The organism is Sphingorhabdus sp., from assembly GCF_046596595.1.
Taxonomy (GTDB): Bacteria; Pseudomonadota; Alphaproteobacteria; order Sphingomonadales; family Sphingomonadaceae; genus Sphingorhabdus_B.
In genome coordinates this window covers 1-12186 of the sequence record NZ_JBKJMB010000116.1, presented here as the reverse complement: position 1 = coordinate 12186, position 12186 = coordinate 1, and the positions used below count along the sequence as shown (strand labels likewise).

The following is a 12186-nucleotide window of genomic DNA, read 5'->3' as shown; positions in this document are numbered from 1 at the left end:
TTAATTTGAGGGTATCAGCAGCTTTGGATCAATGCGGGCGTTGTTCCATTTCAACCCCCAGTGCAAATGTGGCCCACTCGCCCTGCCAGTTGCGCCGACCTCGCCAATGACCTGACCCTGTTTTACAACATCGCCTTCTTTTACAAGCAGTCTGGAGCTATGCAAAAAGGCACTGTTCAGGCCCATCCCGTGATCGATCATCAACAAATGGCCTTCTAAAGTGAACACATCGGCCGCTGATAGTATGACAACGCCGTCCGCGGGCGCCACAAACGGCGTGCCATTGGACGCCGCGATATCCATACCGCTGTGATAGCTGCTTGGGGTGCCGTTATAGATGCGCTGCGCGCCAAACAGGCCAGATATACGCCCTGATACGGGTCGAATGAATTGCTGCCGCCATCCGGTGGTGTCGCTGCGGATCGCGCGCGCGGCGTTAATCCGCGCAAGTTCCGTGCTGCGTCTGGCTTGAAATTCAGCGGACGTTTTCGCACCGCCGGTGAGATTGGCTGACACGTTTTCGATCCGCCAATTGCCCGGTGCGACGGCAAATTGCCGCTCGATCTTGCGGCCGTCATCAAGCACAAAAACCACGCGTGCCTGCATATCGGCGTCGCGGTCAAAGCCCATGAGGAATATGCCGTCGCTGCCAAGCGCCAGTTCCTCATCATTCAAAAACACAGCGCGTGTGCCATTGGGTGCGCGGGCCGTAACAAGGCCACCTTGAACCGCGGTGCCAGACATCCAGAGATCGGCTTCTGCTTGCGTGGCACTTGCCTGCTTTATTGGCACCGTTTGCGCTGCAACCGGGACAAACGCAAATCGAATACCAAGAATGAGAGCGGGGATAGTCAGAAGCACCCGGAAGCTACGGTGCAATCGCCTAGCCTTTGGACAAGGCCGCGCGCGTCGACGCCTCGGCGCTGACATAAGGTTCCTGTTTGATGACGCTCCAATAGCGCAGTTCTTCCAACGCAATGGCTTGGCCAGTCACAGCGCAAACGACATGGTCGCCTGCGGTGAGCAGCCGGAAACTGTTGGCCATGTAATGGAGGCGGGCGACTTTGTTCTTGGAGGACATCAACATGACTCCATTATGGCGCATCGCTGCGTCATGGGCAATGCGCGGAATTAGCCGTCGAACAAATTGCCTTGATTGACTGCCGGCTTTGTTGGCTTAAGCAGGGCCGGTCGGGGTGCAGCGCCTCCCTGAACTGTACTGCCAACTTCGCCATCGGCAAAGCGCAAGGTAACGTCACCTGCCTTCACCGCCGCCTCTCGCGTCATAATGGTCTTGCCTTCTGCATCGGTGACGCGCGCAAAGCCGCGTTTCAAAGGTGCTTCGGGATGCAGGCTGCCCGCAAGCCGGGTCAGTGCATCGAGCCGTTGCTGCCCTTGCTCGACGCGCCTGCTTAAAAGGCGCGGGTGCAGCATCATCGCTGGTCCGGAATAGGCGATTTCAGCGCGGCCAACGCGGGTACGAAGTGACTGACGCAGCCGTTCAGCAAGGTCGTCGGTGCGTTGTTGATGCGGCGCGGCGAGGTCGGCCAGGCGCGGCATGAGTCGCCGTTGCGCTTGTAGCCGTTCAGCGGCCAGGTCGACCTGCTTGCGGACACAATTTGACATGCGCAGGCCAAATTGGCCGACGCGCTGTATCAGTTCACTGCGCACCGGCACCGCGATTTCAGCGGCAGCGGTTGGCGTCGGGGCGCGCAAATCAGCGGCAAAATCGCATAAGGTCGTATCGGTTTCATGCCCGACCGCCGAAATGATGGGTATCGTGCAATTGGCGACCGCGCGCACCACTGACTCGTCATTAAACGCCCACAGATCCTCTATCGAGCCGCCACCGCGCGCAACAATGACGAGATCGGGACGGCGGACAGACCCATCATCAGGCATATTGGAAAAACCGGTTACTGCGCGTGCAATCTGCGCCGCCGAACCTTCACCCTGGACCAATACAGGCCAGACGATCACGTGCGTCGGAAACCTGTCGGCAAGGCGGTGCAATATGTCGCGGATGACTGCGCCGGTCGGCGATGTGACCACGCCAATTGTGCGCGGCAGCGCAGGCAGCTTCTTCTTGCGGTCCTCCGCAAAAAGACCTTCGGCTGCCAACCGCGCCTTCAGCTTTTCGAACAAAAGCATCATTGCGCCTTCGCCCGCGACCTCAAGGCTCTCCACAACGATCTGGTAATTGGAGCGACCGGCATACGTCGTGAGCTTGCCCGTGGCGACAACCTCAAGCCCGTCCTCTGGCGCGAAAGGAAGCCGCGCAACGCCGCCTTTCCACATCACGGCATCAAGCCGCGCGTTGTCATCCTTCATGCTGAAATAGATGTGCCCTGATGCCGCGCGCTTGAAACCCGATATCTCGCCGCGGACACGGACATGGCCAAACCTGTCTTCAACGGTACGCTTGAGCGCAAACGACAGTTCCGACACGCTCATCGGCTGGGCATTGTCGCCGGGGCGCTCCTCGGCTAACAGGCGGGCAACTTGCGGGTCAGCGGTTTCGAAGGGGTCATTTGCGGACATGAATATCTTGCTCATCGGTTCGGGCGGTCGCGAACATGCGCTGGCGTGGAAGCTCGCGCAATCGCCAAGTTGCGATACACTCTTTGCCACGCCGGGCAATCCCGGGATCGCGCAAGAGGCCGAATTGGTGGAACTCAGCATCGCCGACCATGCCGCCGTCATCGCCTTTTGCGCTGGCCATGACATCGGTTTGGTTGTGGTAGGTCCTGAGGCACCGCTCGTTAGCGGCCTTGGTGACAGCTTACGCGACGCGGGCATCCCGGTCTTTGGTCCCAACCAGAAAGCAGCGCAATTGGAAGGGTCGAAGGGCTTTACCAAGGATATGTGTGCCGCAGCAGGCATTCCAACCGCTGGCTATGCCCGACACGATAGCAAGGCATCTGCGCGCGCTGGTCTCGATGCGTTTGACGCGCCTTATGTCATCAAGGCCGATGGCCTCGCAGCCGGAAAAGGCGTTATTATCGCCGAAACGCGCGCCGAAGCAGAGGAAGCCATCGAGGATATGTTCGGCGGCGGCTTTGGCGATGCTGGCGCGTCGGTGGTCATCGAAGAATTCATGATGGGCGAGGAAGCCAGTTTCTTTGCTCTGACCGACGGGCGCGACGTGGTCGCCTTTGGTTCGGCGCAGGATCATAAACGCGTCGGCGATGGCGACACTGGACCCAATACCGGTGGGATGGGGGCGTATTCGCCTGCTTTTGTGCTAAATAATGACCTACAGGCGCAAGTTATGGAGCGCATTATCGCGCCAACTGTTGCTTATATGGCCGCCAATGACATGCCTTATTCGGGCGTGCTGTTTGCTGGCCTGATGCTCACTGACGAAGGGCCGAAGCTGATTGAGTATAATGCGCGCTTTGGTGACCCGGAGTGTCAGGTTCTGATGACGCGTTTTGAAGGCGATTTGGCCGCATTGATGTTGGCCGTTGCGACTGGCAGATTGGCGCAAGCAGAAATCCCTGTTTTTTCATCACAAGCGGCATTGACGGTGGTCATGGCGGCGAAGGGATATCCGGCGCACCCCGTTAAGGGGGGAACCATAAATCTGGCCGCTGTGACAGGCGCGCAGGTTTTTCATGCAGGCACCGCCGAAGTAAATGGACAACTGGTCGCGGCGGGCGGGCGCGTGTTGAACGTAACGGCGACTGGCGCTTCGGTCACGGACGCGCAATCTGTTGCCTATGCCGCAGTCGACTGCATCGATTTTGCCGACGGCTTTTGCCGCAGAGACATTGGCTGGCGTGAAGTCAAGCGCGAGGCAGCATCATGCGCGCCATAGTCGGCAATCGTTCCGGCTGGCGATTAACGCTTTCATGCCTTCGTAAAATTGCGTAGTTCGATGGGGATACTGGGGTTTTTGGGGAAGAAAATATGTCGGGCTATTTACCTGTAATCATCAGCGCAGTGCTTATCATCGCGATTTTATTATGGTGGCTAATCGCGCTCGATGGCATCAAAAAAACGGACAGCGGGTCTGATCAGGTTGCACCGCCGCCTGCGCCACCCAAAGCAGTCCCCGCGCCACCCGTGGTGCAGCCCGCTGCGTCGATTTCCCCCGTGGCCCCGACAGCCCCCAAATTGATGGACGACCCAGCGCCTGCGACCAAGACGGCAAAGGCGAAGGTTCAGGCACCTTTAAAGGCAGCAGCCACCAAGAAGGCGCCGACAGCAAAGCCAGTTGCACCCAAGACAACGACCCCCAAAACAGCAGCACCCAAGGCAGCTGCGCCAATAGCACCAGTCGCCGAAATGGCTGCACCTGTGGCGGCGGCCAAGCCCAAGGTGGTCAAGCCCAAGGCAGCAAAGCCTGCGCCAGCAGTATCCATTCCTGACAATCTTGAAGTGTTGAAGGGTCTTGGTCCAAAGGTCGCAAGCATACTCCAGGCGCTTGGCGTGACCAGCATTGCGCAGGTGGCGGGTTGGACAGAGGCTGACGTGGCCGAGATTGATGCCAAACTTGGAGCCTTTGCTGGCCGTATTAAACGCGACAATTGGGTCGATCAGGCGCAATTGCTTGCCGCTGGCGACATCGCCGGTTTTGAGTCAAAATATGGCGCGCTGGGCGGCGGCGTTAAGGGCTAAAGCTGGTCATTTTTTAATGCGCTTTGGCCTTGGCTGAAGGTCGCCGTGGCAATTGGAGCAATGTCCATTTAAGGGGCCAGCTACGCAGGGCGCACAAAATGTGCATTCGTAGCTGCAAATCATCGCGTCGCCGCTGTTCATTGGCAACGGTGTTTTGCATCTTTCGCAACTGTCACGCATTTCGAGCATGTGCTTCTCCTTATCGGCCGACGCGCTGCAACCCTGTGCCATGCATTTTAAGCCATTGGTCAGCGGTTTTCCGGTTGCCGTCATATAGCGTATCGAGCCACGCATAAAATTCGGCGCTGTGGTTCATGTGGCGGATGTGCGCTACCTCATGCGCGATCACCGAGCGCCGCACAAAAGCAGGGGCCATGATCAAGCGCCAGCTTAAGGAAATAGTGCCGAGGCTGGAGCAGCTCCCCCACCGACTGCGCGGGTCGCCAAGCGACAAGCGTGGCGTTTGCGCATTCGCCTTTTCACAAAAATACGCGATTTCCTCTGTATATATCCGCCGAGCCTCTGCCTTAAGCCACCGCAAGATGCGGGCTTCTACGGAAGATTCAGGACCACCCAGGCGAATTGTGCCCTCCATGCATGCGATGGTACGCGGCCATTCTTCGCGCCATTCGATGACATGCGCTTCACCTGCCACAGCAATTTCGCTCCCTGGCGCGATCGGTGCGGCATCTGCCCCGCTGTTCAGTCGCGTGGCGATCCACTGTCGTTTTTTGTACACAAAATCGAGCGCGGCGTTTGTGGGGGTATAATGCGGCATTGTGATGCGAATTTCGCGCTTTACTGCGTCGGCGCGCATGGAAATTCGCTTTGCACGCTGGTTGCGGTGAATGCGCACAGGCACGCTCTCTCCTTCAATATCCACCTGTGGATCAGAGAGGCTGTTCGACAATATGGTTTTCAAGTGGCCCAGCATGTATTTCCGATATAGCGCGTCCTTTGACCGACATGCCAGCGTCATGAATAGTCTCACGGCTCCCGCTGACAAGATAATGCCATTCGGGCAGCGGTTGGCCCGCTGCACGCAGTACATAGGCGCAGGTGGACGGGAGCCAGACATAATCGTCGATTTTGTCGGGCGTTAGCCGCAAACAGTCGGGGACTATGGCCCGCCGGTTGCGATAATCGGCGCACTGGCAAGTTCGCAAATCGAGCAATTTACACGCAACATTGGTCGGGTAAATGCGCCCGGTATCTTCGTCCTCAACCTTGTTCAGGCAACATTTGCCGCATCCGTCGCACAATGCCTCCCATTGCGCACGATCGAGGCTTTCAATCGGGGCCTGCCAAAAGGGTCTATCCTTCAAATCAGCGGACCCATTTGGCAAGTTCCGCCTCAACCTTGTCGGGCGCGCCCTCATTCTCATCCGTGTTGGGGACGTCTGCCGGCATAAGGGCTAATGGCTCGCCGCTCGGACCCATCAAATAAGGCGTCTGGCTGTGACTCATCAGATAGTTTTCCGGGCTGCTGCCTTCGACCCGGCTTGAATAAATGGCGAACTTCTTGGTTGTTTCGGTAATTTCAGCTTCAGTACCAGTCAGGCCAATGGCACGCGGGTGAAAGGCGCGGACAAATTGCTTCAGCACCGCGCTCGTATCGCGCGAGGGGTCGACGGTAATAAAAATGGGCTGAATTTTTGCACCCAGCTCAGGGTTTTTCTTCTCAAACGCTTTAAGGCCAGCCATCAGATTTTGCATGTCGGGCGTGCAAATATCGGGGCAATTGGTGTAGCCAAAATAAACGATCCGGTACGCCCCATCAAATTCCTTGAAGCTGCGTTTTTTGCCGTCCTGGTCCGTCAACAAAAAGTCGCCGCCAATTGTTGCACCTGCCAACGGGGCTTCGCTCAACGGCGGTTGCGATGGTGTGGAGTTGCACCCAGCGACAAAAAGCAGGGCGGACAGAGCGAAAAGCGGAGTTTTGTTCATAGCGGGGCCAGACATGGTCTGCTAAGGCGCAGTTATCAAGCAAATTGGAAACGAAGATGGGGCAGATTCTGTTGAAAAAGACATTTTTTCTCTGCGTTGGCGCTGGACTTATGGTGCCTGCGGCGGTGGGTGTGATTTCCCCTGCTGCTATGGCGCAGTTTTCCGATAGCTACAATTTTCTGAAAGCGGTGAAAGATCGCAAGGGCGAAGAGGCCGAAAAGTTTCTGTCAGAACCGGGGTCTGTCATCATCAACACGCGCGACGGCACGACTGGCGAAACGGCGCTGCACATCGTCATAGAGCGCCGCGATTCTACTTGGCTTGGTTATTTGCTTCAAAAAGGCGCAAACCCTAACCTGTCGGATAAAAAGGGGACCACCCCGCTGATGCTCGCAACACAATTGGGCTATATCGATGGAATTGACTGGCTCGTTCGCAAAAAAGCGCAGGTCGATCAGACCAATCGTGCAGGCGAAACCGCGCTTATTCTGGCTGTACAGCTTCGTAACGCAGAGGCGGTGCGTGCGCTGTTAAAGGCAGGTGCCAGCCCGGATAAAACGGACAGCAGGGCAGGATATTCGGCGCGCGATTATGCAAAGCAGGATGGGCGGGCATCATCAATTGCCGCCATTATCGAAAACCATGGCAAAAACGACGCCGCCAAAAAACCTGCCGAGCTCGATTTTTCAGGAATCGGCACCCCAAAATAATTTGCGGTCGCTTTTGGTGCCCAGCCTAATCAGCCGGGGACAAATTTCATCGCGACACCGTTCATGCAATAGCGTTTGCCGGTTGGTTTTGGGCCATCGTTAAACACATGCCCAAGATGCCCGCCGCAACGTGCGCAATGCACTTCAGTGCGCGGGAGACCAATTTTATAGTCGGTTTTCGTGCCTACTCCGGCGGCGAGGGGCGCGTAGAAGCTTGGCCAACCCGTTCCGCTTTCAAACTTGGTCGTAGACGAAAATAGCCGCGTCTTGCATCCGGCACACACAAATGTGCCTTTACGCTTTTCGGCATTTAACGGGCTCGTATACGGTCGTTCGGTGTCCTCCTGGCGCAAGACGCGGTAGGCCGCAGGCGACAGACGCTTTTGCCATTCGGCATCACTATATGTGACCGCGAAATTGACCTTTGCCGTCGCATCCTTGCCGCAACCGAAGATGAACGCGGCGGCCCCCGCACTTGCGAAGGATAGGAAATTGCGTTTGCTCAGCTTCATGACATGTTCCTTAATAAACTCTGCCAAGAGATACGCCGCAGCACGCAGAAAGTTTCACATCAATAACGCGACAGTTCCACATCCATCTTGCGATAACCATGGACGAAGCAACCGGCAACGCGCTCCGGTTCAGCCACCACATTGGGTCGCAAACGCCGCGCAGCCATTTCTTCAAGCAAGATGCGTATTTGCAGTTCGGCAAGCCGTGCGCCCACGCAGCGGTGGATGCCATAACCAAATGCAAGGTGACGCCGTGCATTTTCGCGGTCGACGATCAGCTTGTCGGGATTGTTAAAGACGGTTTCATCGCGGTTGGCGGACAGATACCACAACCCAATCTTGTCCCCTGCCTTGATGGGCGCACCATAAAGATCATAGTCCTGCGTCGCCGTACGCCGCATGTGCGCGAGCGGGGTCTGCCAACGGATAATTTCGCTGACCGCGTTGGTGATGAACGCAGGGTTCTTTTCCAGCTTCTCACGCTCGTCCTGAAAGCTGTGCAGGCCATAGGCATAGCCAGTCATCGAATTGCGCGTCGTGTCGTTGCCGCCCACGATGAGCAAGATCAGATTACCCATATACTCAAACTGGGTCATGTCCTTCATCGGCGAATGGATCATCCGGCTGATGAGGTCGGGTGCTTGGCCCTTATTTTTACGTTCTTCCCACAAATGCTGGAAATAAGCCCCCATTTCGAACATTTTGGCCAGCCGGGCTTTGCGCGTTTCTTCAGTGCGGAACAATTCGACGTCGCCAGCCCAATCGGACCATTCGGTGAGCTTGCGCCGATCTTCCCAAGGGAAATCGAACAACAATGCGAGCATTTGCGTCGTAAGTTCAATCGATACGAGATCGACCCAGTCGAAGCTTTGCCCTACCGGCAGCGAATCCAGCAACTCGCTTGTTCGGCGGCGGATGTCGCCCGACATCCGTTCCATTTCACCGGGCGTGAATGCAGGCGCAATGACGCGGCGTTCTTCGGTATGCTTGGGGCGGTCCATCGCAATGAACATCGGCATGACCACTTTCTGGTCTTCGGGGATGGGCTCTTCAAGCGCGTTATCATCGATAAGCGTGATGCCGCCATGTTCGAACGAAGATGAAAAGACATCGGGAAGCGCCTCGACATGCTGAATCGCCTTTAGCGTCGTGACATTCCAATAGCTGCCGAAGTCAGAGCCTTCGATCTTGTTGATCGGTGCCTTTTCGCGCATTTCCTTGAATATGGGATGCCAACGATCCTCAAGGTAAATATCCGCTTTGGTCACATCCCAACGATGCGGGGCTTGGTTGATTTCCCAAGGCAGTAAATCGTTCTCGATCAGGGGGGCAGTTGCCATTTTCGTCGACTCCTCTCGGCCGCGAAACTGCCATTACTGACAGAAATGTCAATCCAGTTTCGAACCGCAACTTATTTTGCCTGTCGCCGCTTCACCCGCGTACTTTTATCAAGCCAAATAATTTGCGGGTGCCTTCTTCTGATATGCGGCCAGCGCTTCCTGACTTCATGACATTTTTCTTGAACAGATAAACACCCAGCCGCAACAACAGGACCGCGAACAAGATCTGGCCGATTATGGCCACGCCATGATGCCACAAAGTCGGCTCAAGCGCGGCGCGTCCGATCATCGCAAATGGCGAGCTGAAGGGAAATATTGCGGCGAATTTTTCCATGGGCTCGCCGGTCTTGGTCAGGGCATAAGACGCAAAGAAGAAGTTGATCAACTGCGCCATAGTGACGGGCATGGAAATGGTCTGCACCTCGCGCACCGTGGCGGCCATCGCGCCGATGCCTAGGAACAACGCGCCCAACATCAGATAGGCCATGATAAAATAGGTGAAGCACAGCCCGATGAACATGGGCCATCCCACCGCAGGGGTCGGATAGCTCGGCAGATTTGGGCCGATTGCAACAAAGCCAATAGCGCCAAGGGTGGTCCAGACCAATATGCCCAGTAACGCCATGGCGAGCATGGCAAACAATTTGCCCAGGAATACCGATTCCATCGGGATCGAAGCCGCCAATATTTCGATGATCTTGTTGGATTTCTCCTCCACCAAATTGGACAACACCATGCCAGCAAGCAGCATCGTCAGGAAAAAGACCAAAATCTGGCCGCCTTGCGCGGTAATGGTGCGCAGTTGCTTGTCATTATTCGCGCTTTCGATGACGATGTCCGGTGTTGCGGTAGGCAGTTTCACATTGCCGCCGCTTTGCGCATAACCGGCCAACAGCTCAATGTCCGCGCGTTCGCGTTCGATGGTATTGGCCGTGCCGGTTACTACCGGCTTGGCGAGTGTCCCTGTCACTACAACGCTGAGATTATCGGACTTTTTCTGCAAATATTCCTTTGCACTTTTGCCTTCCGCCGCGGCGTCACCGACGACGGTCATTTCGGCAAAATAGCGCGCGCCCAATGTCTTTGAAAGCGCACTTCGGGCAGCGAGGATTTTTTCCGAATCCGCCTTGGCCATCGCAATGCCGACAACGGGCTGCGACACTTCTTTTGCGATCTGGCCGCCCAGATTGCCTGCGGCAAAACCTACGAGCACCGGGAAAAATGGCCCAAGCAGGAAAAAGATAAACGCCTTGGAGTAAATAATCGCGGTGAAATCACGGCGGGCGATGACGAAAGCTGCGCGGAAAATCTCTTTCATTTCGCCTCTCCTTCGGCTGCATCGTCCATTTCGGCGGCAACGGCCTCGCCTGCGATGGCCACAAAGGCATCGTGCAAGCCGGGTCGCTCGATTGACAGTGACTTAATGCCTGCTTTGCCTTCAACCAAGGCAATCAATAGCGGCTCGACGCCGGTTTCCGGCAAGGTAAAATGCCAATAATGCCCTTGTGCCTGTGTGTCTGCGGGTAGAGCTTTACGCCACGGCCCATCAAGCGTTTCGGTTTCCAGATGGACCTGAGGCCGCAAACGATCTCGCGCCTCCGACACAAGCCCGTCAAAGCTGATTTTGCCCTTGGCTATGATAGCGATGCGCTCGCAGAGCCGCTCCGCATGTGCGATGACATGCGTCGAGAAAATGACGGTGACGCCCTTTGCGGCCTGCGCGCGGATCATTTTCTCCAGCTTGGCCTGGTTGAGCGCGTCGAGCCCCGAAAAAGGCTCATCGAGAACGATAAGCTTTGGATCATGAACGATGGTGCCCATCAGCTGAACGGTCTGCGCCATGCCTTTCGATAGCTGCCGGATTTGCCGGTCAGCGGCATAGCCAAGGCCAGCCTCTTCAAGCAAAGCACGCCCTTTCTGGGCTGCGTCCTTGAGCGACAGGCCGCGCAATGCGCCCATGAAAGCAATGGTGTCCACTGCGCGCATCGATTGATATAATCCGCGTTCTTCCGGTAGATACCCCACGTTGCGCGATTGCGAAATCGGCCGGTCGGAGCCAAGCAATGTGCGTGTGCCAGCATCGGGGTCAATGATGCCAAGCAATGTCCGAAGCATCGTCGTCTTGCCCGCACCATTGGGGCCCAATATGCCAAAAATGCTGCCCTCGGGGATTTTCAGGTCAACGCCATCGACAGCGCGAAAGCCGTCGAATTGCTTTAATAGTCCCTTTGCCTCTATTGCATACATTCTGAAGTGCCCCGGAGTAATACTCGGTGCTGAATAGGGTTGGTGCGTGAAGAGAGACAAGACAAATCTGGTTAATTCTTTGCACGATAGGGCGAAGTCTGAGGGTTTCGTAGCCTTTGGCATTGCGCCTGGCCGGCTTGCGCCGATGGCAGGCGAGCGGCTTCGGCAGTGGTTGGAAGAAGGCCGCCATGGCGACATGCTATGGATGGAAAGCCGGATTGAGGAGCGCGCAAACCCCGATATTTTATGGCCGGAAGTGAAATCGGTAATCATGCTGGGGATGAGCTATGCGCCGCCGCAAGACCCGATGGCGCTTGCAGACCAAGACACGCGCGCGCGCATTTCGGTTTATGCACAAGGGCGCGATTATCACGATGTGGTTAAGGGCGCGCTTAAGCGGCTCGCCGGTTGGCTGGCGCATGAAGCAGGCGCTGGCGTCAAAGTTTTCGTGGATACTGCGCCCGTAATGGAAAAGGCGCTGGCACAATCGGCTGGGCTCGGCTGGCAAGGCAAGCACAGTAACATCGTCAGCAGGGACCATGGCAGCTGGTTGTTTCTGGGTGCGATTTACACAACGGCAGAGCTTGAACCCAGTTCAGACGAAGACGACCATTGCGGGTCGTGCCAGGCCTGTCAGGACATTTGCCCAACCAACGCTTTCCCTGCGCCCTATCGCGTCGATGCCCGGCGGTGTATCTCTTACCTTACGATTGAGCATAAAGGCCCGATCGACCGCGCGTTACGTCCCCTGATGGGCAATCATATCTATGGCTGTGATGACTGCCTTGCGGTGTGCCCATGGAATAA

General features: G+C 56.4%; 15 protein-coding genes. 4 read left to right on the top strand and 11 right to left on the bottom strand.

What is annotated here, in order from left to right:
• From ACLL9E_RS11280 to xseA, 3 genes are read right to left on the bottom strand one after another with little or no spacing between them, the layout of a single operon-like run.
• The gene (locus ACLL9E_RS11280; RefSeq protein WP_411291828.1) at positions 1–879 is read right to left on the bottom strand and encodes a M23 family metallopeptidase; all 879 of its coding nucleotides are present in this window, start codon (positions 877–879) and stop codon (positions 1–3) included.
• 4 nt (positions 880–883) lie between these two features.
• A complete protein-coding gene (locus ACLL9E_RS11275) occupies positions 884–1087 on the bottom strand; it encodes a DUF2093 domain-containing protein (protein ID WP_411291887.1) in 204 nt (67 codons plus the stop codon).
• A 44-nt stretch (positions 1088–1131) separates the two neighbouring features.
• Positions 1132–2541 carry an exodeoxyribonuclease VII large subunit gene (xseA, locus tag ACLL9E_RS11270; RefSeq protein WP_411291827.1) on the bottom strand — a complete coding sequence of 470 codons (1410 nt, stop codon included), beginning with the start codon at positions 2539–2541 and terminating at the stop codon, positions 1132–1134.
• Between xseA and purD the strand changes: the two genes are divergently transcribed.
• On the top strand, positions 2540–3820 hold the full coding sequence (gene purD, locus ACLL9E_RS11265; RefSeq protein WP_411291826.1) for a phosphoribosylamine--glycine ligase: 1281 nt from the start codon (positions 2540–2542) through the stop codon (positions 3818–3820). The genes xseA and purD overlap by 2 nt on opposite strands.
• Positions 3821–3912: 92 nt before the next feature.
• On the top strand, positions 3913–4623 hold the full coding sequence (locus tag ACLL9E_RS11260) for a hypothetical protein (protein WP_411291825.1): 711 nt from the start codon (positions 3913–3915) through the stop codon (positions 4621–4623).
• A 6-nt stretch (positions 4624–4629) separates the two neighbouring features.
• On the opposite strand, the gene ACLL9E_RS11255 is transcribed toward ACLL9E_RS11260, so the two are convergent.
• The 4 genes from ACLL9E_RS11255 to ACLL9E_RS11240 are packed head-to-tail and all read right to left on the bottom strand — an operon-like array spanning position 4630 to position 6570.
• Positions 4630–4803 carry a DUF1272 domain-containing protein gene (locus ACLL9E_RS11255; RefSeq protein ID WP_411291886.1) on the bottom strand — a complete coding sequence of 58 codons (174 nt, stop codon included), beginning with the start codon at positions 4801–4803 and terminating at the stop codon, positions 4630–4632.
• Positions 4804–4822: 19 nt separating this feature from the next.
• Complete coding sequence (locus tag ACLL9E_RS11250) at positions 4823–5557, bottom strand: M48 family metallopeptidase (RefSeq protein WP_411291824.1); 735 nt, start codon at positions 5555–5557, stop codon at positions 4823–4825.
• Positions 5514–5948, bottom strand: a complete 435-nt coding sequence (locus tag ACLL9E_RS11245; protein ID WP_411291823.1) for a YcgN family cysteine cluster protein — start codon at positions 5946–5948, stop codon at positions 5514–5516. Before ACLL9E_RS11245 ends, ACLL9E_RS11250 begins: the two co-directional genes overlap by 44 nt.
• A 1-nt stretch (position 5949) precedes the next feature.
• Positions 5950–6570 carry an SCO family protein gene (locus ACLL9E_RS11240; RefSeq protein WP_411291822.1) on the bottom strand — a complete coding sequence of 207 codons (621 nt, stop codon included), beginning with the start codon at positions 6568–6570 and terminating at the stop codon, positions 5950–5952.
• Between the two features lie 56 nt (positions 6571–6626).
• Here ACLL9E_RS11240 and ACLL9E_RS11235 point away from each other — a divergent pair, with 56 nt between their 5' ends.
• Positions 6627–7280, top strand: a complete 654-nt coding sequence (locus ACLL9E_RS11235; protein WP_411291821.1) for an ankyrin repeat domain-containing protein — start codon at positions 6627–6629, stop codon at positions 7278–7280.
• A gap of 29 nt (positions 7281–7309) precedes the next feature.
• On the opposite strand, the gene msrB is transcribed toward ACLL9E_RS11235, so the two are convergent.
• From msrB to ACLL9E_RS11215, 4 genes are all read right to left on the bottom strand, one after another.
• On the bottom strand, positions 7310–7792 hold the full coding sequence (gene msrB / locus ACLL9E_RS11230) for a peptide-methionine (R)-S-oxide reductase MsrB (protein ID WP_411291820.1): 483 nt from the start codon (positions 7790–7792) through the stop codon (positions 7310–7312).
• Between the two features lie 59 nt (positions 7793–7851).
• A complete protein-coding gene (locus ACLL9E_RS11225; protein WP_411291819.1) occupies positions 7852–9132 on the bottom strand; it encodes a cytochrome P450 in 1281 nt (426 codons plus the stop codon).
• A gap of 91 nt (positions 9133–9223) precedes the next feature.
• On the bottom strand, positions 9224–10450 hold the full coding sequence (locus ACLL9E_RS11220; RefSeq protein WP_411291818.1) for an ABC transporter permease: 1227 nt from the start codon (positions 10448–10450) through the stop codon (positions 9224–9226).
• The gene (locus tag ACLL9E_RS11215; protein WP_411291817.1) at positions 10447–11379 is read right to left on the bottom strand and encodes an ABC transporter ATP-binding protein; all 933 of its coding nucleotides are present in this window, start codon (positions 11377–11379) and stop codon (positions 10447–10449) included. The genes ACLL9E_RS11220 and ACLL9E_RS11215 overlap by 4 nt, the downstream gene beginning before the upstream one ends.
• Positions 11380–11425: 46 nt before the next feature.
• Here ACLL9E_RS11215 and queG point away from each other — a divergent pair.
• Positions 11426–12186 (top strand): tRNA epoxyqueuosine(34) reductase QueG (queG, locus tag ACLL9E_RS11210; RefSeq protein WP_411291816.1); only part of this gene is annotated, 761 nt, incomplete at its 3' end.